We start from the raw sequence: 23,891 nt of genomic DNA, 5'->3' as shown, positions 1-23,891 counted from the left end.
TTCCACCTCTTCCGCTTCCCCACCTAGCTGCTTTCTTCCGCATTCGGTCCACCGGCACCCGCCGATCCGCAATTTGAAAGGAAGCACCCATGCAAGACCAGCTCCAGCAGCTTTCGGGCCCCATCGTTGTCGCCCTTTTCCTCGCGTTCTTTGGAGCGAGTCTCATCATTTCCCTCCGTATCAGCCAGAAGCGTGAGAACGCCGACGGCTACATGACGGGAGGGGGCCGCGTCGGGTTCGGCATCTCCGCCGCGTCAATGACGGCCACCTGGATTTGGGCGGCGTCCATGTACGCCTCCGCCACCTCCGGGTACACCTACGGCCTCTCCGGCCCGATCCACTACGGGCTCTGGGGAGCCCTCATGATCTTGCTCATCTACCCGTTCGGGCGGAGGATCAGGCAGGTCGCGCCCCGCGCGCACACCATCGCCGAGGTCATGTTCGCGCGACACGGCCGTTCGAGCCAGCTCATGCTCGCCGGCTCGAACGTGCTCGGCTCAATCATCAGCCTGACCTCGAACCTCATCGCGGGCGGCGCCCTCATCTCGATGCTGTCGCCATTCACCTTCGGACAGGGCGTGCTCGCGATCGGCGCCGGCGTGCTGCTCTACACGCTCTGGTCGGGGTTCAGGGCATCGGTGCTCACCGATTTCATGCAGGTGCTCTTCATGCTCGGCGCGGTGATCATCATCATCCCGGTCGTGTTCTTCGCGGCCGGCGGCCCCGACCTGTTTGTGACGGGCGCACACAACCTCACGCCGCAGCAGTCGAACTTCTTCTCTTCCGACGCGTTCTTCAATCAGGGCGCGCCCTACATCGCAGCGGTGCTCGCCTACGCGATCGGCAACCAGACCATCGCGCAGCGCCTGTTCGCGGTGCGCGAGGACCTCATCAAGAAGACGTTCGTCACCGCCACCTTCGGGTACGGCGCGACGATCATCGGGATCGGCATGCTCGGCGTCATCGCCCTGTACGCCGGGATCGAGCCGATCGGCGGCGACGTGAACAACCTCATCCCGCAGATGGCGGCGACGTATCTGCCGCCGGCGCTGCTCGCGCTGTTCTTCATCATGATTATCGGCTCGCTGTCTTCAACGGCCGATGCCGACCTCACCGCGCTCTCCTCCATCGTGATGGCCGATATCTACGGCCAGAACATCGCGAAGGGGAAGCCGAACCCGCGCACGATGGTGCTCGTCGGGCGCATCACGATGATCGTCGCGATGACGGCGGGCATGTATTTCGCCGGCTCCCACCTGAACATCCTCGACCTGCTCGTCTTCGTCGGCGCGCTCTGGGGCGCCCTCGTGTTCCCAGTGATCGCGAGCTTCTACTGGAACCGGGTCACGAACGCGGCGTTCAGCGTCTCGGTCGTCGTCGCGCTCGCTGCCTTCCTCCCGGTGCGGTTCGAGTGGATCCCGATGACGGGCTGGGTGGCGATCGTGTTCGACGTGCTCGCAACGATCGGTATCGGCGTGGTGCTCGGGCTCATGGCGTTCGGTTTCTTCGGGAAGCGCGTCGCGTTCTGGGTTGGAGGTATCGCGACCGTCGCGGCGGCCCCCTTCGCGATCGGCTTTCTCCACACCTACCCCGTGCTCTCTGGCTCGCTCGTCGCGTACTCCGTCTCGACGATCCTGTGCACGCTTATCACGCTCGGTTCGAACAAGCGCTTCGACTTCGACCTCATCAAGCTGCGAACGGGCGACTTCGACCCGGTCGAGGAGATTGCGTCGCAGCACACTGAATCACCGCGCTCAGCAGTAAAGGAGTAATCATGAACTGGGAAGTTGTTCTGTTGACGGCGTACGTGCTCGTCTGGCCCGTCATCGTGACGGGGGCGCTGTTCGTCATCGTGCGCGCGTTCATCAAGGATTCGCGCGAGGCGAAGCGTGAGGGGCGCCAGATCATTTAGCGCCTGTGGTGCGGGCGCGGCCCGCTCGCATAGCATCCACGGGAGATACCCCTCGCGCGTGCACGCGCGTTGCACAACTGCATCATTCCCTTTTTCCGGTTCATCGGGCAAGGTAGGGGCTAAGGATCCCGCGGGAGTTTCCCTCCGGGGTTCTCCGAGGTGGGGCGCGAACCCGCAGCCCCGCGACAACGTTGAAGGGGGATCGCCCATGCACACCGATATTCCGCTCCGTTCAGAGATCGAACAGCTCGCCCACACCGAGCGCCCGAATCTCATCACCATCGTGCAGCGAACGTCGCCCGTGACTACCGACGCCGAGGCCAACCGAATAACCTTCGGCAACCTCGTGGGCGAAGCGGTCGCGGAGCACACGAAGCACGGTGGCGACGCTGCGGAAATCGCTGCAACCGAGGCGGGCCTGCGCGCACTCGTCGACGACACCCAGCTCTGGCGGTACCTGTCGCACAGCCTCGTGGTGTTCGCGGGCCCCGAGCGCACAGTCGCCTACCGCCTCCCGAACGAGCTCGAGACTGAGTGGTTCGCCGGCAACCACTTCCGCGTCGTACCGCTCCTGCGCACGATCACCTTCGCGCACGACGCGACGGTGCTCGCACTCAGCCAGAAGGGCGTCCGCCTCATCGTGATCGGGCCGGATCACCGGGGCTCCGAGCTCCCGGTACCCGAGCTCCCGAGCGACCTCCTCGACACGTTCAATGTTGAGGATCCCGGGGTCGATTCCCACAGGCGCCGCCTGCACGGGCCCGAGGGGCACGACGCGCGGCTCCTCGGCTACGCGCGCGCCGTTGACCGGGCGATCGCGCCCGTCCTGCGGAGCACCCGGGGGCCGCTGATTCTCGCGTCGGCGCAGCCCCTCGACTCGGTCTTCCGCTCCGTCACACGCAACGCGAAGCTTCTCGACGCCGGTATCTCGGGCAACCCCGATAACCTCAGCTCGACCGAGATCGACGCGGCAGCCCGCGAGATCCTCGACGCGTACTACGCCGATGAGCTCGCCGAGCGGCAGGAGGAGTTCGGTAACCTTCAGGCCGCGGGCCGCGCCGTGACCGATCTGTCCGATATCGCCCGCGCGGCGGTGGCCGGCGCGATCTCGACGCTCTACGTCGACCTGGACGCTCACCCAGAGGGCACGCTCGACGATCAGGCCGGCGGCCTGGTGGCGGAGAGCACACCGGGCTACAGCCTCGTCGACCAGCTCGCTTCGAAGGTGCTCGCCGGTGGCGGGCGCGTGCTCGCGCTCCGCGGGAGCGAGGTGCCTGGAGGCACGCAGCTCGCAGCCGAGGTGCGCTTCTCGGTCTAGCACCCCTGAAACGCAAAGGTGGGCCGCCCCTTTCGGGACGGCCCACCTTTCGTTCGCTAGAGCGAGAACTTACGCAAGCTTTACGCCAGCGCCAGCTTCCTCGAGCTTAGCCTTTGCCTCTTCAGCTGCGTCCTTCTTTGCAGCCTCGAGAACGGTCTTCGGTGCCTCTTCGACGAGAGCCTTAGCCTCGCCGAGGCCCAGGCCGGTGAGCTCGCGCACAACCTTGATGACCTGGATCTTCTTGTCGCCAGCCGACTCGAGGACGACGTCGAACTCGTCCTTCTCCTCGACAGCCTCAGCTGCGCCAGCAGCCGGAGCAGCAGCAACTGCAACCGGAGCAGCAGCCGAAACGTCGAACTCTTCCTCGAACGCCTTGACGAACTCCGAGAGCTCGATGAGGGTCAGGCCCTTGAACTGCTCAAGCAGCTCTTCAGTCGAAAGCTTAGCCATGATGATTCTCCTTGATGTTTGCCCTGCACATCGCGCAGGAACAGATTGTTTGCGGTCGGCGGGTGCCGATCCTTAAGCGTTCTGCTTCTCCTGCAGCGCACCGAAGCCGCGAGCGGCCTTGGCGGGCAGAGCGTTGAACAGCTGTGCAGCACCGATCAGCGAAGCCTTCATTGCGCCAGCAGCCTTAGCCAGCAGCACCTCACGGCTCTCGAGATCGGCAAGCTTGCCTACCTCAGCGGCGGTCAGAGGCTTGCCATCGAAGTAGCCAGCCTTGATCACCAAAAGAGGGTTTGCCTTGGCGAAGTCACGCAGTGCCTTGGCAACGGCGACAGTGTCACCGTGCACGAACGCGAGTGCAGACGGGCCAGCGAGCTCGTCGTCAAACGCGGTGATTCCGGCCTTGTTAGCCGCAATCTTGGTCAGCGTGTTCTTCGCCACAGCGTAAGTCGCGTGCTCGCGGATGCTGTTGCGGAGTTCCTGCAACTGAGCAACCGTGAGACCGCGGTACTCAGTCAGCAGAACGGCGCCCGAATCTTCAAACTGCTTCTGAAGATCGGCGACCGTAGCGTCCTTCGTAGCCATGGCGCTCCCTTGATTGTCGTAACCGTGTAGCGAATGCATCACGGGTGGCCGCGCCGCACGAAGCGGTTCCCAAAAATGGAAAAAGCTCCGGCGCGCACGCACGGAGCTTCAGATTCATGGAACGAATTCGCATGTCAAGGAGTTCTGTACCTGCGCTGGTCCTCACATTCACCATTACTGGATTCCGTGAGCGTTCTGAAGTTCTTGCGAACTTTACCGGCGGTCTTGGGCCAGATAGAAGAATAGCACACTCACCGAGCGCGAGAAAATTCGCACGCGAACCGTACTCCCAGGTTGTCGGGCGAGTGTGGAGGTGGCGCGCATGCCGGTGCGCCCTCCCCCGAAGCAAAGGAGCTTCCCCATGTCACCGCAGCCAGGCAGTCAGTCAGGTAGCGCCGTCATCGTGGACGTTGACGGCGCGGTCGCAACCCTCACCCTCAATCGCCCAGAGAGGCGCAACTCGTTCAGCGACGAGCTCGTCACCGACGCGCTCAGCGCCGTCGAGCGGCTCGTCGAAGCGCCCGAAGTCCGTGTGCTCGTGCTCACCGGCGCGGGCGACCACTTTAGCGTCGGCGGCGACCTCGACAGCTTCGCCGCTGGCGGGTTTCAGCAGGCAGACACCGCCGCCGAGACGAGGGCCCGCGAACTCGCCTCGGCGGGTCGACTATCGCTGCTGCTGCGCGAGAGCAGCCTCATCACGATCGCGGCGATCAGGGGTGCGTGCGCAGGCGCCGGGCTGTCGATCGCCGCGGCGTGCGACTTCCGGGTGGCGTCGGCTGGCGCCGTGTTCCGAACCGCATTTGTCGACGCCGGGCTCTCGGGCGACTTCGGCGGCACCTGGCTTCTCACGCGCCTTCTCGGTGAGGCGAAAGCCAAGGAGCTTTTCTTCATGAACGAGCGGGTCGACGCCGCGGAATCACTGCGGATCGGCCTCGTGACGCGCGTGTTCCCCGACGAGGAGACGCTCGCCGGTGCGCTCATTCTCGCGGAGCAGCTCGCGGCAAAGCCGCCTGTCGCGCTGCGTGCCCTCAAGGCAAACCTCACCGACACGACCACTGACCTTGCGCTCGCGCTCGTGGCCGAGGCGCGCAGAAACGTCGCGTGCGGCCGCACCGACGACGCGATCGAGGCCGCAACGGCGTTTCTCGAGAAGCGCCCGGCCGTGTTCGTCGGGCGCTAGAGCCCGTTCGGCTACTCCGCGGGCTTGAGCATGTAGCCGGCGCCGCGCACCGTGTGGATCATCGCGGGGCGGCCCGCGTCGATCTTGCGGCGCAGATACGAGATATACAACTCCACGACGGTCGGCTTGCCATCGAAGTCGTAGCTCCACACCCGGTCAAGGATCTGGGCCTTCGAGAGCACCCTGCCGGAATTGCGCATGAGGTAGCGCAGCAACTCGAACTCGGTGTTGGTGAGCTGAATCAGCTCGCCACCGCGAGACACCTCGTAGCTGTCTTCATTGAGTTCGAGGTCGCCCACACGCAGAATCGGGTTCGGCTGCGACGCGAGCCGCAGCTGCGATCGCCGCACAAGCCCGCGGAGCCTCGCCAGGAGTTCCTCCAAGCTGAACGGCTTCACAACGTAGTCGTCACCACCAGCGGTGAGGCCCGCCACACGTTCTTCAACGGAGTCGAGCGCCGTCAAGAACAGCACGGGGAAAATCTCGCCCTGCCCGCGCACACGGGAGAGGAGCTGCATTCCATCAAAGTCAGGCAGCATGATGTCAAACACCGCGACATCGGGCTGGAACTCAGCAATGACTTTGAGTGCTTCCTCGCCACTCGCGGCAGAGCGCACGTCCCACCCCTCATAACGGAGTGCCATTGCGATGAGTTGAGTGATCGACTCCTCGTCATCCACGACGAGTGCGCGCACCATAGTTCCATCTTGTCTCGTGAGCGTCTCGGCAGCCATACGTATATTTTGCCTGTTTCGTCTGGGCGAGCGCTGGGGGCATTCCCTGCCAAACAGGTGTATACTCTTACGCGGACATTCGATTGATCGTTGCTGGACGCGCGAAATTCGATTGCCAGACTCGCGCTCCGCCTGCGGCCACCTCCCCCGTTGCGTGGGAGAATAGTGCGGTGCTGACACCCGCTTCTCCGAATTCCTCGGCCCGCTCCGGAGCACACCTCTCGCGAATCGTCACGGACGGCTCCGACCACGGTGCATGGATGCGCGCCAGAGCTCGCGGCATCACCGCCACCGACGTGGCGAAGCTCTCAACGCCGAGGTCTATCGAGACCGCGGCGCGAGAGAAAATGTATGGCAGCAGCTTCACCGGCAACGCCTACACCGAGCACGGGAAGGCACGAGAGCCGAAGATCGCGGCGTGGGTGGAGCGCGAGCACGGCATCCAGCCGAGCGCTGCGCTCTTCCACTCGGCAACGGACCTGCGCCACCTCGCGACCCCCGACGGCCTCGTGGAGCGCGAGACAGGTGCGCTCGAGCTCGCCGAAATCAAGACGACGAACAAGGAGTGGCGGGTCATCCCGCGCAACTACCTCAGGCAGATCTGGTGGCAGCAGTACGTGCTCGGCGCCGAACGCACTCTCATGGTCTGGGAACGCCACGTCGACTTCGTGCCCGTCGGTGAGCCTGAGTGCCGCTGGATCGAGCGCGACGAGTCAGAGATCGAGCGCCTCGTGAACCTCGCCGGCGAACTCATCGACGTGCTCATCGCGCGCACGACGTAGAGCGTTCGCGGCTACAGGCCGAAGCCCGTCGCCCGTACCTGCTCGTCGTAGCTGCGCTCAGCGAGTTCTTGCAGCGCGACGTGAAGGAGCTTCACGCCGGGCGCGTCAGAGATCCGCGTTGCCTCCGCCCCAACGAGCAGATCGATGTCCCCGGAGCCCCACATGCGCTGAATGGGATTCTGCTTCGAACGCACCTCGCGCACGCGGGCGAGCGACACCTCAGTGCGGTGCCGCACGAAAAAGCCGTGGTGCAGGATCACGCGGCGCGTCGTCACCACCGCCCGGTGGGCGAGCCAACCGAGCAGCGGCCCGATAACGCCGAGAGCGAGCAGGAGCGCCGCGCCGGCAAGGGCGGCAAGGTTCATCCACGCCTCGGGCAGCGTGCCGATGAAGAAGCCACCGAACCCCGCGATGAGAAACAGTAGCAGCACGGGCAGGAACAGGTGCCTCCCGTGCCGGCGTACTCGCACGATAATTTCCTCGGGCTGCTGCGGAATCGCAGACCCGGTCATGCCAACGCCAACGCCAGCGGCTCCGGGAGCCTGAGGCGCCGCCCACCGCGGCTGCCCCGCACCCCCGAAGACGGGAGCTGCTGTGCCGCCCGCGAGGTCCGCACTGGCACCCTGTGAGGGGAGCACGGTGGTCTCCTGGGTGTTTCGAGTGCGACGCATGCCTCTATTCTGCCCTGCCCAGCTGCAGAACGTCACCGAACGCACTCGGCGGGCTGGGAAGCCACGAGGCTCCCAGCCCGCCGAGTGCGGTGCGGTTCGGGACTACGAGGCTGCGCCGGCCCCCGTCGCAGCGTCGTCACTGGCGCCGGGAACCGTGTCGGCCTCGGGAGCCTCCGCGGGAGCCGCGGGGCGCTCGTCGGTCTCGGCGGGGTTCGCGAGCTCAACAGCCGCGTCGCCCTGCGTCGAGGCGGCAGCGCGGCCGGCCGCAGCGCCGGCGGCGCTACCGGCCACGACCCCGTTGAGCATTCCGACGAGGTCGACGCCGACGGTCTCGCGCGCCATCTCGAGCAGCCCCTTGAGGTTGCCCATCGCGTCGCCCGCGACCCGCGAGGTGCCATCCGCCGAGACGACGGTCATGCTGTCGATGCCCGCGATCGCCTGCGCGTACTCGCCCGCGATCTCCGGGAGCCTGTGGATGAGCTCCTGCGCAAGCACCGCCTGCGACTGCGTCTCGAGCGCGCGTGCGCGAGCCTCGACCGCGATCGCCTCTGCCGTTCCCTTCGCCTGGATCGCCTCGGCCTCCGCGCGACCCTCGGCCGCGACGGCCTCAGACGCGGCGATACGCGCAGCGCGGGCCGCGAGGCCCTCGCGCTCGACCGCCTGCGCGCGACCGTCCGCCGCCGAAACGGCAGCCGCGGCCTCCGCCTTCGCGAGCGCCTCGACCTTGTACGCCTCAGCCTCGGCGACGGCGCGAACGTCGGCGTTGAGCTTCTCGGTACGCAGCGCGACCTCGCGCTGCGCGGTGATCTGCTGCTGCTCGACGATGGCCTGCTGCTGAATCGCCTGCTCGAGCGGGTCAGCGGCCTGCGCCTGCGCGTTCGCCTTGTCGGTCTCGGCCTGGATCTCGGCCTGGCGGAGCTTCAGCTCGCGATTGCGGTCAAGCAGCACCTTCTCGGCCGCGATCTTCGCCTCCTCCGAGGCCTGGTAGGCGTTGGTCTCGGCGATGTCAGCGGCCTGGCGCACCTTCGCGGCCTCGGGCCGGCCGATGTTCGCGATGTAGTCTGCGCCGTCCCGGATCTCCTGGATCTGCAGCGTGTCGACGACGAGGCCCTGCTTCGTGAGCGCCTCCTCCGCCGCCTCAAGCACGCTCTGCGCGACGACAGCGCGGTCGCGGATGATCTGCAGCACGGTGAGGCCGCCGATGATCGAACGGAGCGAGCCCGAGAGCACCTCCTGCGTCGACTCATCGATCTCGTCGGAGTTTGAGAGGAATCGCTGTGCCGCGGCGCGGATCATCTCCTGCGTGCCACCGACCTTCACGACGGCGACGGCCTGAGCCTGCATCGTGATGCCGTCGGTTGTCTGCGCCTCGGTCGTGATCGAGAGGCGGCGCGAGCGTAGCGAAATGGTGAACGACTTCTGCACGAACGGCAGTACAAAGACGCCGCCGCCCGTCACGACCTTCTGGCCTGACATGTCGCGGATGGTCGTGCCGTCCGCCGCCTTCACTTCCTTGCCCTTGCCACCCGTGACGATGATCGCTTCGTCAGGCTTCGCAATGCGGTACCGCTTGATGATGACGAGGGCGATGAGCACGAGCGCGACGACCGCTCCGAACACGCCGACGATGGCTGGGGTGATGAAGAACATGTTCCCTCCCGGGGAAGTTCAGTTGTGAGTGAAGCCGGCGCGAGCGCCAGCGCGGACGAGTTAGCTGGGCGACGCTGCGGGGTCGACGGGTGCGGGGTCGGCGCTCGCCGAGACGGGTTCGACACGCACCGAGGTAGCGGTGATGGTCTGCGCGATGCGCACCTGAGTACCGCGCGCGATCGCGGTGTCGGAGGTCGCCGAGAGCGAGACCCGCTCGCCGTGGCGCACGAGCGCGACCTCGCCGAGGCCACCCGCAGGGATCGCGAGCACGACACCGGCGACGGAGCCGACGAGCTCGTCGCCGCTCACAGCGGTCGACGACTCGGCGCTGCGGATCACCTTGCTCAGCCACCAGGCCGCGGCTCCGCCGAGCACGCCCGCGGCCGCGCCAAGCAGCCCCGCAAGCGGGGTGGGCAGCCCGGCGCCGACGAGCGCGAAGGCCGTGAAACCGAAGATCGCGGTGAACGCGGCGATGGTGGTGAGGCTGAGCGGGCCGTCACCGAAGTCGAACGCGTCGAAGATCCCGTCGAGCACGAGCGACAGCAGCAGCAGGATGCCGCCGACGACGCCGATGATGAGGAAGATGCCGCCCGCGATGAGCGACCCGTCGAGCAGGCCGTTCAGCCAGTCCATGATCGCTCCCATAGCGCACCTCGCTCCGTGTTGTGGCGCCCCTGTTCCAGAGGTCTCTCCCAGCGTAGCAAGCCGGTACGGCAGCTGGAAGATGCAGGGAACCCGCCTGGTTAGAGCAGGCGCGAGCGAATGAGGAAGCGCTGGCCCTCAGGCGCCTCGAGCGAGAAGCCCGACCCGCGCCCCGCGACCGCATCGACCGTGAGGTGCGTGTGAGCCCAGACCGCGAACTGCTCGCGCGACATCCAGAAACCGATCTCTCGCGGCTCACCCGCCCCAGCGCGGGCGGGCAGTTCGAGTGTGCCAAGCTTCACGTCTTGGCCGCCGATCTTGAACTCGCCCTCGGGATAACACATGGGCGCGCTGCCGTCGCAGCAGCCGCCCGACTGGTGGAACATGAGCGGGCCGTGCATCTCCCACAGCCGCTCGATGAGTTCGATCGCGGCGGGGGTGAAGGCAAGCCGGCTTTCGCGTTCGCCTGCGACCTCGGGTCGCGCCACGACAACTTCCTCGCGATCGCTGTTGGGGTTCATGGTCACTCCTTCTCACACGTGCGGTGGCCCCGGGGAGGCGAAACGCCGCCTCCCCGGGACACAGGGTCAGGCGTTCGCGAGCCTGAGCACGACGCGGCCGTCAATCTTGCCGGCGCGCATCTCGTCGAGCACCGCGTTCACGTCGTCGAGCGGGCGCTCCGAGACGGTGGGGTGGATGAGCCCGCGTGCGTAGAAGTCGAGCGCCTCGATCATGTCTTGCCGGGTGCCAACGATCGACCCCCTGATCGTCAGGCCCTTGAGCACGATATCGAAGATCGGCGCCGGGAAGTCCCCCGGGGGCAGCCCGTTGAAGACGATCGTGCCGCCGCGGCGCGTCATTCCGATCGCCTGGCCGAACGCCGACGGGTGCACCGCGGTCACAAGCACACCGTGCGCGCCACCGGTCTCGCGCTGGATGGCCTCCACCGGATCCTCTTCGAGCGCGTTCACGGTGACCTCGGCGCCGTGCTTTTTCGCGAGGGCGAGCTTGTCGTCAGCAATATCGACGGCGGCGACGCGCATTCCCATCGCGACGGCGTACTGCACCGCGATGTGACCGAGGCCGCCGATGCCAGAGATGACGACCCACTGGCCCGGCAGGACGCCCGTCACCTTGAGGCCCTTGTAGACGGTGACGCCGGCGCAGAGCACGGGCGCGACCTCGACGGGGTCAGAGCCGGCCGGCACGATCGCCGCGTAGGTCGCGTCGACGAGCATGTACTCGGCGAACGACCCGTCGACCGAGTAGCCGCCGTTCTGCTGCTGCTCGCACAGCGTCTCCCAACCCGTACGACAGAACTCGCAGTGGCCGCACGCCGACCACAGCCAGGCGTTGCCGACGAGGTCGCCAACAGCGACGTTCGTGACGCCCTCGCCGACGGCCTCGACGAGCCCGACACCCTCGTGCCCGGGGATGAACGGCGGGCTCGGCTTCACGGGCCAGTCGCCCTCGACCGCGTGCAGGTCGGTGTGGCAGACACCCGTGGTGAGTACTCTGACGAGCGCCTGGCCGGGGCCGGGCGTCGGCACGCTCTGGTCGCCGACGTCGAGGGGCTTTCCGAATGCGGGGACGGAGGCCGCGCGCATGGTGGTGTTGGTCATGATTGGTGTTCCTTTCTCAGCTGCGACGGTGCAGCGGTTTCGGTTTAGAAGAAGCCCTGGGCGTTCTGGCTGTAGCTCACGAGCAGGTTCTTCGTCTGCTGGTAGTGATCGAGCATCATGAGGTGGTTCTCGCGCCCGATGCCGCTCGACTTGTAGCCGCCGAACGCCGCGTGCGCCGGGTACGCGTGGTAGTTGTTCACCCAGACACGACCCGCCTCGATCGCCCGGCCCGCGCGGTACGCGGTGTTGCCATCGCGGCTCCAGACGCCGGCGCCGAGGCCGTAGAGCGTGTCGTTCGCGATGCGAATCGCGTCGTCGAAGTCGGTGAAGGTCGTCGCCGAGACAACGGGCCCGAAGATCTCCTCTTGGAAGATGCGCATCGAGTTGTCGCCGCGGAAGATCGTCGGCTGGATGTAGAAACCGCCGGCGAGGTCACCGCCGAGGTCATCGACGCCGCCACCCGTGAGCACCTTCGCGCCCTCCTGACGGCCGATGTCGAGGTACGACTTGATCTTCTCGAACTGGTCGTTCGAGGCCTGCGCACCCATCATGGTGTCGGTGTCGAGCGGGTTGCCGCGCTTGATGAGTTCGGTGCGGGCGACAACGGCGTCCAAGAAATCGTCGGCGAACGACTCCTGGATGAGCGCGCGCGACGGGCAGGTGCACACCTCGCCCTGGTTCAAGGCGAACATCGTGAACCCCTCTTTCGCCTTGTCGAAGTACGCGTCGTCTTTCGCGGCCACGTCGTCGAAGAAGATGTTCGGGCTCTTGCCGCCGAGCTCGAGCGTCACCGGGATGATGTTCTCGGAGGCGTACTGCATGATGAGGCGGCCCGTCGTCGTCTCACCGGTGAACGCGATCTTGCGGATCCGCTTGTTCGACGCGAGCGGTTTGCCCGCCTCGGCGCCGAAGCCGTTCACGATGTTCACGACGCCTGGCGGCAGCAGGTCGCCGATGAGCTCGAACAGCACGAGAATCGAGGCCGGGGTCTGCTCTGCGGGCTTCAGCACGATCGCGTTGCCTGCGGCGAGCGCCGGCGCGAGCTTCCACACCGCCATGAGAATCGGGAAGTTCCACGGGATGATCTGGCCGACAACGCCGAGCGGCTCGTGGAAGTGGTAGGCGACGGTGTCGTCGTCGATCTGCGAGAGACCGCCCTCCTGCGCGCGGATTGCGCCCGCGAAGTAGCGGAAGTGGTCGATCGCGAGCGGGATGTCGGCGTTCAGTGTCTCGCGTACGGCCTTGCCGTTGTCCCACGTCTCGGCGACAGCGATCATCTCAAGGTTCGCCTCCATGCGGTCGGCGATCTTGTTGAGGATCACGGCGCGCTCAGCCGGGCTCGTCTTTCCCCACGCGGGGGCGGCCTTGTGGGCCGCGTCGAGCGCGACCTCGATGTCTTCCGCGGTGCCGCGCGCGATCTCGCAGAACGCCTGGCCGGTGACCGGCGTGATGTTCTCGAAGTATTGGCCCTTCACCGGCGGTACCCACTCGCCACCGATGTAGTGCTCGTAGCGGCCCTTGAAGGTCACGAGCGAATCGGTCTGTCCTGGAAATGCGTAGACAGTCATGGTGCTACCTCTCTCTGACGTCGTTGTCGAAGTACCGAGGCGGGCGGTGCCCGCGCTTCGTGGTGTCAGAGTAGGCCTGCGGAGGTTGCATCTAGGTTGCGCGGCAGCCCCGGCCCGCGCAACAGGGGTGTTAGCGGTCGGCGGCGAGCGTCTCAAGCCGCGCGACGACGCGGGTGCGCTTCGGCGAGAGCGGCGGCAGCGCCTGCAGCAGCGCCTCCCACACCTGCACGTCGTCGACAGCCCAGTTCTGGGCGTACTCGAAGAGCAGCGGGGCGGCGGCGGTCTGCAGCATCGCCTCACGCAGGGTCGAGTCAACCTCGTGGCGCAACTGCTCGATGACGGGCGCCTCAGACGACGGGAGCACCGGGCCCTCGTAGGCGGCGAGCGCGAGCCTGTGCGCGCCCCGCTCGAGCGCTTCGAGCGTCTCGTGCGCGTCGAGCCGGAGCGGGCCGCTCAGCCGGTACGGCCGCGAGAGCAACTCGAGCCCGACGGCGTGCTGCGCGAGCCACTTCCGTAACCGCACGACCTCGGGCCTGAGGCTCTGCTCGGCCCCCGGTTCGCCGTAGACCTGTTCCGCGAGCGCCGCTGCCGACAGGCCGCCTGGCGCCTCCGCGAGGGCGACGAGCATCTCGGCGTGCCGCCTGCTCACGCTCGTGAAACCGCCCCCGTGTTCGAGCAGCGCCGGGTCTCGCCCGAGCAGCATGAGCCGCGGCGTCGCCTGCTTCACCGGCTGCCTGCGCAACCCGCGCGACCCGCGCGCGGTGCTCGCGATGCTGCGCGGGCCGGTGACCTCGTGGCCGCGTTCGAGGGCGGCACGCATCGCGACGAGCTTCAGCTCAGCCTCGACCGCGGCCCGTGTGGCCTCGACCAGCGGCAGGATGTGGGGCGAGGCCGCCACGTCGTTGCCGGTCACGTCGATCACACCGATGATCGCGCCGCTCTCGGGCTCGTGCACAGGAACGGCGGTGCAGCTCCACTGGTGCACCGCACGGTTGTAGTGCTCGGCGCCGAGCACCTGGATGGAGTCGCCGAGCAGCAGCGCCGAGCCCGGCGCCGACGTGCCCACGGCGTTCTCAGACCAGTCGGCGCCCGCCGCGAAGCCCATCTCCTCGGCCTCGGAGCGCAGCCGCCTGTCTCCATCAACCCACAGCAGCCTGCCGGCGGCATCACCGATCGCGACGACGAACCCCGCCTGCATCGCCTCGTCGAGCAGCAGCCGGTTCACGACGGGGAGCACCCTGGCGATGGGGTGCAGGCGCTGCAGCTCCTCAAGCTCGTCGGGCGAGAGCGGCCGAGCTCCCGGCGTGGCATTCGGGTCGATCGCGCGCCGCTTCGACCGCACCCAGGAGTCGAGCACGACCGAGCGGAGGTCGCTCTGGCTCGCAAACGTGCTGCGCGACTCGGCATCTTCGGCGAGCGAGTGGTCAGCCACGAAACGCTCGTGGGCGCGCTCAAGCAGCAGACGACGCTTGCGGACCGATTCGCCGCGCTGCAGTGCGTGTCGACTATTGCGCACCCGGCACCTCCTTTGGCTCAGGTGCTCCGAGGGTACAGGATCGGGCTACAAGGAGCCATCGAAGGCGCCGGCCGGCAGGTGTACGACCGCGTCGACGAGCTCGCGCGTGTAGGGCTCCCGCGGGCGCACGAGCGCGTCGGGCCCCTGCTCGACAACGGCGCCATCGCGCAGCACGACGACGTCGTCGCACAGCGCGCTCACGACGGCGAGGTCGTGAGAGATCACGATGAGGGCAAGGCCGCGCTCCCGGCGCAGCCGCGCGAGCAGGGAGAGGATCGCGGCCTGCACCGACACGTCGAGCGCGCTGGTGGCCTCGTCGGCAATCAGGATCCGGGGCTCAGCGGCGAGCGATCGCGCGATCGCGACGCGCTGCCGCTGCCCGCCCGAGAGTTCGTGGGGGTAGCGGCCCGCGTGCTCGGGCGCGAGACCGACCTCGGTGAGAAGCGCGATGACCTGCTCCATGCGCTGGCCTCCGCGCTTCCGCGCGCGCCGGTCGTGCGCGCGAATCACCTCAGCGAGCGTCGCGCCGACGGTGCGGCGGGGATTGAGCGACGACGTCGGATCCTGCGGGATGAGTTGAATCGCCGTCCGCTCCCCCGCAAACACCACCTCGCCCCCGGCCGGCGCAAGCTCGCCCGCGATAGTGCGCGCGATCGTCGTCTTCCCCGAGCCCGACTCGCCGATGAGACCGAGCGCGCCGCGCACCTCGAACGTGACCCCGCGCACCGCCTCACGCCCGCCGTACCTCACGCGCAGATCGCGCACCGCGAGCGCGGGGTCGGAGTCGGGATCGCCGTCCGTCGCCGCCTCGCCGAGCGCACCGTGGGTCGTGGCGCTCGCCGCAGGGTGCGGGGGGCGCGGGATCGCGGCGAGAAGCTCCCGGGTGTAGGGGTGCTCGGGCTGTGCAAGCACCGTTGCTGTGAGGCCCGACTCGACGATGCGGCCGGCGCGCATCACCGCGACCCGCTCGCACATCGCGGCGACAACGGCAACGTCGTGGCTCACGAACACGAGGCTGAGGCCGCGTTCCCGCCGGAGCCTGGCGAGGAGGGCGAGCACCTCGCGCTGCACGGTCGCGTCGAGCGCGGTGGTCGGCTCGTCGGCGAGCAGCACGGCGGGGCGGCCCGCAAGCGCCATCGCAATCACGATGCGCTGGCGTTGCCCACCGGAGAGCTCGTGCGGGTAGGCACGGGCGATGCGTTCGGGGTCACCGAGCCGCACCTCTTCGAGCAGTTCGCGCACGCGCGCAGCGGGGTCTCGCTCCCCCGCCGCGACGCACGCCTCGCGCAGCTGCGTGCCGACGCGGGTGAGCGGGTCGAGCGCGCTCAGCGGGTCCTGGAACACCATCCCTACGGCGCCACCGAACGCGACCTCGCCCGACGTCTGCGCGACTCCGTTCGGGAGGAGGCCTGCGATGGCGCGGAGGGTGAGGCTCTTGCCCGATCCTGATTCCCCGACGATGCCGAGCGCCTCGCCGGGGGCGATTTCGAAACTGACCCCCTCAGTGATGCTGCGATCGCCAGCGTCCGCGGGCGCGCCTACATGTGCGAGCGCGAGGCCTCCGACGGTGAGCGCCCCCGGTGCCATCCCCGGGTGCGCGGGGCGTAGCGCACGGGAGGCCCGGGCGGCGCGGGAGGTTCGGCGACCCGGCCTATCCGCCGTCACGCGGAGTGCGTCGCCGATGCCGTCACCGAGGAGCGACAGCGCGACGCCCGTCACCACGACGGCGAGGCCCGGCAGCGCAGAGAGCCACCAGTGGCTCGTCACGAACGCCTGACCGTCAGCGATCATGGTGCCCCAGTCAGGGGTCGGCGGCTGGATCCCGAGCCCGAGGAAGCCGAGCGTGACGATCGCGACCATGATGAGCACGATCTCGGTTGCGAGGAGCACGATGGCCTGCGGCAGCACGTTCGGCAGGAGGTGCCTGACGAGGATCCGAGCGTGCGAGAGGCCCGCGCCCCGCGCCGCGCGCACCCAGCCGAGGCCGCGCATCGACGCCGTGAGCGCTCGGATCACGCGGGCGTAGCCGACCCAACCGACGAGCGCGAAGGCGGCGACGATGCCGGGGGCGCCCGCCCCGACCGCGAAGACGATCGCGATGACGAGGACGTAGAACGGGAACGCGATCACGGTGTCGGTGACGCGCGAGATCACCCAGTCTGTGGCGCGCCCGAAGTAGCCAGAGACGAGGCCGAGCGTGACACCAACGATGAACGGGGCGACGGCCGCGAGGGCGGCGATTCCGAGGTCGGTGCGGGCGGCAAAGAGCACCCGCGAGAACACGTCGCGGCCAAGCTGGTCCGTACCGAACGGGTGCGCGGCCGACGGGGGCAGCAGCCCGGCCGACAGGTCCTGTGCCGTCGGTGAGTGCGGCGCGAGCGCGGGCGCGAACACGGCCACGAGCGCGATCGCGGCGAGGAGCAGCGCGCCCGCCACAAGCGTCGGCGACCCGAGCGCGCGCCGGGCGGCCCTCATCGCGCACCCCGCAGCCGCGGGTCGATGAGCGCCGACAGCACCCTCGCCGCGAGCGTCACGAGCACGACAAGGATCGCGCAGTACAGCGCGACGGCCTGCACGACCGGGAAGTCGCGGCTCGAGATCGACTGGAAGAGGAGCGTGCCAAGGCCATTGATGCCGAACACCTTCTCTACGACGAGCGTGCCGCCGATGAGGTAGGCGAGGTTCACGCTCAACAGGTTCAGGGTGGGGAGGGCTGCGCCGCGGAGCACGTGGCGCCACCGGATCTGGTGCTCAGGGATGCGCGCGGCACGCAGCGTCGTCACAAACTCGGCCTCGATCACCTCGAGCAGCTGCGCGCGGAGCGACCGGATGAGCGGCGGCGCCATACCGAGCGCGACCGCGAGGGCTGGGAGCACCAGCGAGCGCAGCGGCTCGAGCGGCGCCGACCCGGGCGAGCCGACGCCCCCGACGGGAAACCAGCCAAGGTTCACGGCAAACACGATGATGAGCAGCAGGCCGATCCAGAACAGCGGCATCCCGAGCGTGATGGTCGGCACGATGCGCACGAGCTGATCTGCCCAGCCGCCGGGCCGGTTCGCCGCCGCGAGCGCGAGCGGCACGGCAATCGCGAGCACCAGCACGAGCGCAAGCGCGACGATACCGAGGCTCACGGGCGCGCGCGACAGCACGAGCTCGGCGGTCGGCACCCCGGTCACGAGCGAGTCGCCCGTGTCGCCGCGCGTGAGCACCCCGCCAACGAAGTCGACGTACTGCCGCCAGAGCGGGGCGTCGAGCCCGAGCTCAGCGCGGAGCTCGGCGAGCGCCTGGGGCGTCGCGCGATCGCCGAGGATCATCACGGCCGGGTCGCCCGGCACCAGGCGCAGCAGGAAGAACACCGCCGTGACCACGCCGAGCATGACCGGCAGCACGGTTCCGGCCACCCGCAGGGCCGCGCCGAGCGCAGCGCGCGTGAGTGATCCAGGGGCCGCTGACACGCGATTACTCTACCGGCTGCTCCCCCGTTGCGTGGGGGCGCCCCTTACTTGGCTTCGACCCAGGCGTCCTGGAACCTGACGCTCCCGTTCGGCAGCGACTCGAGGCCGTGCACCTTCGCCGTCGTGCCGTGCAGGTTCGGCGAGTAGTAGACGGGGATGTAGGGCACGTCGCTCGCGAGAATGCGCTGGATGTCGGTGTAGATCTGCTCACGCTCGGGGCCGTCGGCCGTCGTGCGGCCCGCGTGCATGAGCTTCGTGACCTCGGGGTTCGTGTAGTGGGTCCAGAACGAGTTACTGAAGCCCTCGGGGTCAGCCTGGAAGGTCACGAGCCCGTTGGGGTCAGGCGCGTCAGACTGGCCCGAGTTGATCATGAAGTCGTAGTCGAACGCTTTGAAGCGCTCGCGGAAGGACGCGAGGTCGATCGACTCGATCTGCACGTCGATGCCGATCTTCGCGAGCGACTCCTGCACAACCTGCGCGATCTGTGCGCGGGCAGAGTTGCCGCTCGGGATGAGCATGGTCGCTTCGAAGCCGTCCTTGAAGGCCGACTTGGCGAGCTCCTGCTTGGCCGCGTCGACGTCGTGTGAGAGCACCGGCTCGGCGTCAAACGCGTCGGCCGCACTGTACTCGATCGCCGGCGGGATAAGCGATGACGCCGCGCGGGCAGTGCCAAACGTCGTCGCCTGCGTGATGCCGGGCAGGTCGAGCGCCTGTGCGACAGCGCGGCGCACGTGCACGTCCGCGAACTCGGGCTTCTGAGTGTTGAAGAAGATCTGCTCGATCGCCCACGAGTCGCTCTTCAGCAGCTGGGTCGCGTCGCCCTTCTCCACGGACTCGGCGTTCGCCGCCGGCACCTGCTCAATGGCGTCGATCTGGCCGGCGTTCAGGCGCTGCAGCAGCTGATTATCGTCAGCCACGAACACGTAGTCGAGCCCGTCAAGCAGCGGCTTGCCGTCTTGCCAGTAGTGCTCGTTCTTCACGAGATTCAGGTCGCCCGCCGGGTCCCACTCGCCGATCGCGAACGGGCCAGTGCCGACCGGGGCCTTGAAGAAGGCCTCCTCGGTCTTGCCGCCGAAGTCCTTGGGCACGACTCCCGCCGAAAAGCTCGTGAGCTCGGAGAGGAACGGCGTGTACGCCTCGCTGAGGGTGATCACGACGGTGCCTGCGGCGTCGTCCGTCGCGATCTCCGAGATCGGGGCGGTGAGGGCGAGCGGCCCCTCCTTCGCGAGGTTGCGGTCGAGCGAGAACTTCACGTCTGCAGCCTTCACGTCGGTGCCGTCCGAGTACTTGAGGCCGTCGCGCAGCGTAAACGTGTAGGTGAGGCCGTCGGCCGAGATCTCGTGGTTCTTCGCGAGCCAGTCGATGATCTTGCCGTGCTCGTCGAATGAGACGAGCGACTCGAAGATCTTGTCAATCGCGAAGGCGTTGTTCGCCGTGATCTGCGTGTGCAGGTCGAGGTCGTTCGCGCTTGCGAGCCTGCCGTAGGTGAGGGTGCCGCCCGCGGTCGGGGTGGGCTCGGCGCCGTCGCCCTGCGCGGCCGGGGCGCAGCCAGCGAGCCCAAGGGTTGCGGCGAGCGCGAGCGCGACGATTGCGCGCCGTGAAGTCGATGTCATTGGTTCCTCTCGGCAGCCGGGGCGGCGGCAGGCGCCACACACCACAAGCTGGTCTATGCCACCAGGCTACGATTCGCCCACTCGGTAGACCACATTGCCGCGGCTCGGGTGAACCACAGGCGCGGGGGCGGTGATGCTTTGCCGCGCGTCGCGTTGCGCCCTTCCGGCCGCGGGCTCGGCGAGCTGGCGGGCCGGGTAGACTTGACCGAGTGACTAGCCCTACTCCCACAACTTCGCAGGCCCGCTCTCAGATGATTCAGCAGGCGGTGCGCGGGCTCTTCCACCTCATCGCAATCATCGCGATCACGGTGTGGGGCTTCATGAGCTGGGAGATGCCGTTCCCCGGCATCTTCGCGGGGCTCGGGCTCCTTGCGCTCAGCCTGCTGCTCTGGGCACTATTCCTGTCGCCAAAGCCCGTGCTCGCGACCGACCGCTTCGGGCGCGCGCTCATCGAGCTGCTGCTGCTCGCCGCGGGCGTTGGCGCCCTGCTCGGCCTCGGCGTCAACTGGATCGTCGCGGTCGTCTTCGGCGTCGCTGGCGCGGCCCTCGGCTTCGTTACCTCGATCCGCAGCAAGTAGCGGGGGCCGCTTCCCCCTTCCCCCTTCCCCCTCACCCAGGGTGCGCTTTGGGGGCCTCACCCCTTCCGCTCACCCCGCCTTTCTGCCTCCCCCTCTTTCCTCCCCCTCACTCACAGGATCTGGGATCTGCATTCCTTATGCAGCCGAAAGTGCTGGCGGGGCAGACCTTGAGCAGATCGCATACGGTGCGGCCGAGGTGCGGCCGAGGTGCAGCCGAGGCCCCGCCACCGCCCCGGAATATCAGCCCCGATGCGGCTGTTGTATCGGGCATGACCACATCACAGCACAGCGAGGGCACAGCGGGCCACAAAGTCGCGCTGGGGCTCGACACGTTCGGCGACATCACTCAGCAGCCTGACGGCAGCCGCACCCACCCCGCACAGGTGCTGCGCGACGTCGTCGAGCAGGCGAAGCTCGCGGACTCCCTGGGCGTTGACGCGATCACGCTCGGGGAGCACCACCGCGACGACTTCGCAATTTCCTCCCCCGAAATCGTGCTCGGCGCGATCGCGGGCGCGACCGAGCGGATCCTGCTCGGCACAGGCGTGACCGTTCTTTCAAGCGACGACCCCGTTCGGGTCTACGAGCGCTTCGCGACGCTCGACGGCGTGAGTGGCGGTCGGGCCGAGGTGATTCTCGGCCGGGGCTCCTTCACCGAGTCATTCCCGCTCTTCGGCTACGACCTGAACGACTACGACACCCTCTTCGCCGAGAAGCTCGATCTCTTCGCGAAGCTTCGCAGCGAGGGCCCCGTCACCTGGGCGGGCAAGCACCGCACGCCGCTCGTGAACCAAGAGGTGCACCCGAAGACCGAGCACCCCGGCGGTGTACCCGCCTGGATTGGCGTCGGCGGCAGCCCGCAGTCGGTCGTGCGCACCGTGCAGGTCGGCATCCCGATGATGCTCGCGATCATCGGCGGTGACCCCGCACGGTTCCTCCCGTTCGCGGACCTGTACCGCAGCGCGCAGCAGGAGCTCGGGCGCGACCCGATGCCCCTCGGTGTGCACTCGCCCGGCCACGTCGCCGCGACCGACGAGCTCGCCCGCGAGGAACTCTGGGAGCACTTCGCGGCGAATCGCAACCGGATCGGCCGCGAGCGCGGCTGGCCCGAGGCGTCGCGCGCCGAGTTTGACGCCGAGGTCGAGTCGGGGTCCCTCTACGTCGGCTCTCCCGAGACCGTCGCGCGGAAGATCGCGAACACCGTGCGCACACTCGACGCCGACCGCTTCGACCTGAAGTACGCGAATGGCACGATGCCGCACGACCAGCTCATGACGAGCATCGAGCTCTACGGGCGCGACGTCATTCCGCGCGTGCGCGAGCTACTCGGCGAGTAGATTGCCTCGGGCTGGCCGCCGCAGCGCACTCAGGCGCTCGCGAGCGGCTAGCCCGCTATTTGTTCGCGAAGAACCTGTCCACGAGTTCGAGCGTTGTGCCGTCCGAGAGCGTGCCCTCGCACAGCTCTGGCTCGCTCACGAGGATGTCGCCAACGTTTACTGCCGAAGCGGCCTGCGCGATGCGCTTCGTGATGCGCAGCGACCTGAAGTCCTTCTCCCGAAGCTCGTTCACCTGGGCGACCGCTGCTTCCATGAGGTCAGCACACGGAGTAACAACGTTGACAAGCCCATGGCGCAGGGCGTCGCTCGCCGACATGTCGCGCGCGAACATCACGAATTCCTTCGCAGCGCTTGCGCCCATGACCGACACAAGCCGCGGCGTCGCGCCGTAGGTGAGGAACATGCCCAGGTTCGTCTCGGGCAGGTTCAGCACCGCATCGTCTGCCATGAGCCGGAAGTCGGCCGTCATGGCGATCGCGATGCCTGCACCGTAGGCCGACCCTTGGATGACGGCGAACGCGATCTGTTCGAGGCTCTCGAGCTTGAGCATCATCTCCTGCGCCAGCCGCTGCAGCGCGCGCATCGCGGCGCGCGCCTGCGCCGGGTCGGCAAGCGGTTCGCGCATCTCGCGTAGGTCTTGGCCCGCTGCGAAGATCGGGCCGTCACCCGTGAGGATCAGGAACCGCACGGCCTCATTGCCGTCGAGCCAGTCGGCAAGCTGAATGAGTTCCCGCAGCATCTGCCGACTCACGGCGTTCGCCCGGCTCGGCCGCGCGAGCGTCGCGGTGAGCAGGTCCGCGTCAAGCTCAAGGCGGATGGTCTCGAACACTGGCAGCTCAATCAATCGGTGTACCTCTTCTCAAATAACGCGGTCTTGGCGAGCGCTCGCGGCAGCCCACCCTGTTGCACCCACTCGATACGCGGGGTGATTCGAAGCTCTTCGTGCAGCGCGCGCTGCACTCGACGTTCCAGGCCCGAGAGCCCCTCCGTTCCCCGGCGCTCCCAGGCTTCGGCGTTGACCTCAAGCCTCAGGGTCAACGGCGGTTCAACAAGGGGTGGGGGCCGATCGAGGACGACACGCAACTCGCCGGTGAGCTCAAGGTCGAAGGCGCTCACCACCCGCTTGATCGCTGCCGGGTAGACGTTGACGCCCTTCACAATGAGCATGTCATCGGACCGCCCCACAACCGTCACCCGTGGCCCCGTGAACCCACACGCCCCGCACGGCGCCGTATTCACTCTGACAACGTCACCCGAGGCGTAACGCAGTATCGGCAGCGTCTTCCGCTGAAGCGATGTGTAGACGGCCTCGCCAATTGCCCCGTCGACAACGGGCACGTGCTCCCGAGTTTCAGGGTCGATCAGGTCCATCGGGTACAGGTCGGTATCCGGGGTGACAACGTGCATGCCGTGGTACTCGTCTGAATCACACGAGACTCCAAGCGCCTGCGCGAACGGCCCGATCCAGTCATACAGACGGCAGCCATAGGCCTCCTCGATGCGATGCTTCACTTCGGGTATACCTGCCCCAACCTCGCCGACGACGAACAGCGCCCGCAGGCCAAGGTCGCGCGGCGCGTGCCCAAGCACCTCGGGAATCCGGTCAATAAGGTGCAGCGCGAGCGAGGGCGTCATCATTGCCGCGGCGGGCCTCGTCATGGCCGCGAACCGCAGGATGGACTCGGCCCCGCCACGAACATCCACATCGATCGGCAAGACGCCCGCGGCCCGGAGCGGCGGGAGAAGCGTGGAGGTTGCATAGACGCCGAGCGCGTGAGCGAACAGCACACGGTCGCCCCGCCCGATGCCCGCCTGGCCCACCATGAGTGCCGCGGGCGCGTGTAGGCGAGTGAGATCGTCACTGCCAAGCGTATAACTGAAGGTGGGGAGGCCAGTAGTGCCGCTCGTCGTCGCGGTAATCGCGATGTCCTCGGGGCTACTGCACAGGTGGGCACCAAAGGCGTGCCCCTCCTCGCGCAGGGAGCGCGCCTGGCTCAGGCGCTCCTGCTCTTTATCCATCAGGATCGGCATACGGTAGAAGTCATCGAGAGAACGGATGTCGCCAGGCTCGACCCCGACCTCTGCGAACCGCTGTCGGTAGAAATCGGAGTTGTCGTAGCAATATCGGATTTGCCTGAGCAGCAGCCTCTGCTGCATCTCTCGGATCTCATCCGCCGACATCCGGTCGACAGCTTGGTTCGCGTAGCGCATCGTCGCCTCTCCGCACAGTCAGGCTCTCGCTTGAGCCGCCAGGAGTCTCCAGCGTACGCAACACCAACTC

General features: G+C 67.6%; 22 protein-coding genes. 7 read left to right on the top strand and 15 right to left on the bottom strand.

The window, feature by feature from the left end; all coding sequences use genetic code 11:
- The first annotated feature begins 89 nt into the window (after positions 1 to 89).
- The 3 genes from FB468_RS12875 (at position 90) to FB468_RS12870 (ending at position 3,230) form a co-directional block, all read left to right on the top strand.
- Positions 90 to 1,772 carry a sodium:solute symporter family protein gene (locus FB468_RS12875; protein WP_141887704.1) on the top strand — a complete coding sequence of 561 codons (1,683 nt, stop codon included), beginning with the start codon at positions 90 to 92 and terminating at the stop codon, positions 1,770 to 1,772.
- A 2-nt stretch (positions 1,773 to 1,774) separates the two neighbouring features.
- On the top strand, positions 1,775 to 1,912 hold the full coding sequence (locus FB468_RS17150) for a putative transporter small subunit (protein WP_170219728.1): 138 nt from the start codon (positions 1,775 to 1,777) through the stop codon (positions 1,910 to 1,912).
- 208 nt (positions 1,913 to 2,120) lie between these two features.
- Entirely contained in the window at positions 2,121 to 3,230 is a 1,110-nt protein-coding gene (locus FB468_RS12870; protein ID WP_141887703.1) for a baeRF11 domain-containing protein, read from the top strand.
- A gap of 69 nt (positions 3,231 to 3,299) precedes the next feature.
- Here the strand turns inward: FB468_RS12870 and rplL are convergent, their stop codons facing one another.
- A complete protein-coding gene (gene rplL / locus FB468_RS12865) occupies positions 3,300 to 3,680 on the bottom strand; it encodes a 50S ribosomal protein L7/L12 (protein ID WP_119281629.1) in 381 nt (126 codons plus the stop codon).
- Positions 3,681 to 3,752: 72 nt separating this feature from the next.
- A complete protein-coding gene (gene rplJ, locus FB468_RS12860; protein WP_141887702.1) occupies positions 3,753 to 4,262 on the bottom strand; it encodes a 50S ribosomal protein L10 in 510 nt (169 codons plus the stop codon).
- Positions 4,263 to 4,623: 361 nt separating this feature from the next.
- Here rplJ and FB468_RS12855 point away from each other — a divergent pair, with 361 nt between their 5' ends.
- Positions 4,624 to 5,442, top strand: a complete 819-nt coding sequence (locus FB468_RS12855; RefSeq protein WP_141887701.1) for an enoyl-CoA hydratase/isomerase family protein — start codon at positions 4,624 to 4,626, stop codon at positions 5,440 to 5,442.
- Positions 5,443 to 5,453: 11 nt separating this feature from the next.
- Here FB468_RS12855 and FB468_RS12850 read toward each other — a convergent pair whose 3' ends face one another.
- Entirely contained in the window at positions 5,454 to 6,176 is a 723-nt protein-coding gene (locus FB468_RS12850) for a response regulator transcription factor (RefSeq protein ID WP_141887700.1), read from the bottom strand.
- Between the two features lie 260 nt (positions 6,177 to 6,436).
- Between FB468_RS12850 and FB468_RS12845 the strand changes: the two genes are divergently transcribed.
- On the top strand, positions 6,437 to 6,958 hold the full coding sequence (locus FB468_RS12845; RefSeq protein ID WP_141887699.1) for a YqaJ viral recombinase family protein: 522 nt from the start codon (positions 6,437 to 6,439) through the stop codon (positions 6,956 to 6,958).
- Between the two features lie 11 nt (positions 6,959 to 6,969).
- On the opposite strand, the gene FB468_RS12840 is transcribed toward FB468_RS12845, so the two are convergent.
- From FB468_RS12840 to FB468_RS12795, 10 genes are all read right to left on the bottom strand, one after another.
- Positions 6,970 to 7,629: a PH domain-containing protein gene (locus FB468_RS12840; protein WP_141887698.1), complete on the bottom strand. Its 660-nt coding sequence runs from the start codon at positions 7,627 to 7,629 to the stop codon at positions 6,970 to 6,972.
- 102 nt (positions 7,630 to 7,731) lie between these two features.
- Positions 7,732 to 9,279, bottom strand: a complete 1,548-nt coding sequence (locus tag FB468_RS12835) for a flotillin family protein (protein WP_141887697.1) — start codon at positions 9,277 to 9,279, stop codon at positions 7,732 to 7,734.
- Between the two features lie 60 nt (positions 9,280 to 9,339).
- A complete protein-coding gene (locus FB468_RS12830; protein WP_246055878.1) occupies positions 9,340 to 9,912 on the bottom strand; it encodes a hypothetical protein in 573 nt (190 codons plus the stop codon).
- Between the two features lie 110 nt (positions 9,913 to 10,022).
- The gene (locus FB468_RS12825; RefSeq protein ID WP_141887695.1) at positions 10,023 to 10,442 is read right to left on the bottom strand and encodes a DUF779 domain-containing protein; all 420 of its coding nucleotides are present in this window, start codon (positions 10,440 to 10,442) and stop codon (positions 10,023 to 10,025) included.
- A 66-nt stretch (positions 10,443 to 10,508) separates the two neighbouring features.
- A complete protein-coding gene (adhP, locus tag FB468_RS12820) occupies positions 10,509 to 11,528 on the bottom strand; it encodes an alcohol dehydrogenase AdhP (protein ID WP_141888336.1) in 1,020 nt (339 codons plus the stop codon).
- 59 nt (positions 11,529 to 11,587) lie between these two features.
- A complete protein-coding gene (gene adh / locus FB468_RS12815) occupies positions 11,588 to 13,111 on the bottom strand; it encodes an aldehyde dehydrogenase (RefSeq protein ID WP_141887694.1) in 1,524 nt (507 codons plus the stop codon).
- Positions 13,112 to 13,241: 130 nt separating this feature from the next.
- A complete protein-coding gene (locus FB468_RS12810) occupies positions 13,242 to 14,627 on the bottom strand; it encodes a sigma-54-dependent transcriptional regulator family protein (RefSeq protein ID WP_141887693.1) in 1,386 nt (461 codons plus the stop codon).
- Positions 14,628 to 14,672: 45 nt separating this feature from the next.
- On the bottom strand, positions 14,673 to 17,102 hold the full coding sequence (locus FB468_RS12805; RefSeq protein WP_141887692.1) for an ABC transporter ATP-binding protein/permease: 2,430 nt from the start codon (positions 17,100 to 17,102) through the stop codon (positions 14,673 to 14,675).
- A complete protein-coding gene (locus FB468_RS12800; protein ID WP_246055877.1) occupies positions 17,099 to 18,082 on the bottom strand; it encodes an ABC transporter permease in 984 nt (327 codons plus the stop codon). The genes FB468_RS12805 and FB468_RS12800 overlap by 4 nt, the downstream gene beginning before the upstream one ends.
- 44 nt (positions 18,083 to 18,126) lie before the next feature.
- Entirely contained in the window at positions 18,127 to 19,695 is a 1,569-nt protein-coding gene (locus FB468_RS12795) for an ABC transporter substrate-binding protein (RefSeq protein ID WP_141887691.1), read from the bottom strand.
- Positions 19,696 to 19,904: 209 nt separating this feature from the next.
- Between FB468_RS12795 and FB468_RS12790 the strand changes: the two genes are divergently transcribed.
- Both FB468_RS12790 and FB468_RS12785 read left to right on the top strand, forming a co-directional pair.
- The gene (locus FB468_RS12790; RefSeq protein WP_141887690.1) at positions 19,905 to 20,273 is read left to right on the top strand and encodes a DUF2568 domain-containing protein; all 369 of its coding nucleotides are present in this window, start codon (positions 19,905 to 19,907) and stop codon (positions 20,271 to 20,273) included.
- A gap of 269 nt (positions 20,274 to 20,542) precedes the next feature.
- Positions 20,543 to 21,610 carry an LLM class flavin-dependent oxidoreductase gene (locus tag FB468_RS12785; RefSeq protein ID WP_141887689.1) on the top strand — a complete coding sequence of 356 codons (1,068 nt, stop codon included), beginning with the start codon at positions 20,543 to 20,545 and terminating at the stop codon, positions 21,608 to 21,610.
- 55 nt (positions 21,611 to 21,665) lie between these two features.
- On the opposite strand, the gene FB468_RS12780 is transcribed toward FB468_RS12785, so the two are convergent.
- Both FB468_RS12780 and FB468_RS12775 read right to left on the bottom strand, forming a co-directional pair.
- Complete coding sequence (locus FB468_RS12780) at positions 21,666 to 22,454, bottom strand: enoyl-CoA hydratase/isomerase family protein (protein WP_141887688.1); 789 nt, start codon at positions 22,452 to 22,454, stop codon at positions 21,666 to 21,668.
- The gene (locus tag FB468_RS12775) at positions 22,451 to 23,821 is read right to left on the bottom strand and encodes a phenylacetate--CoA ligase family protein (protein ID WP_141887687.1); all 1,371 of its coding nucleotides are present in this window, start codon (positions 23,819 to 23,821) and stop codon (positions 22,451 to 22,453) included. The genes FB468_RS12780 and FB468_RS12775 overlap by 4 nt, the downstream gene beginning before the upstream one ends.
- Between the last annotated feature and the right edge of the window lie 70 nt (positions 23,822 to 23,891).

Origin of the sequence: Leucobacter komagatae (assembly GCF_006716085.1) — a bacterium.
GTDB classification, from domain to species: Bacteria; Actinomycetota; Actinomycetes; order Actinomycetales; family Microbacteriaceae; genus Leucobacter; species Leucobacter komagatae.
This window is presented reverse-complemented; position numbering and strand designations above follow the sequence as displayed.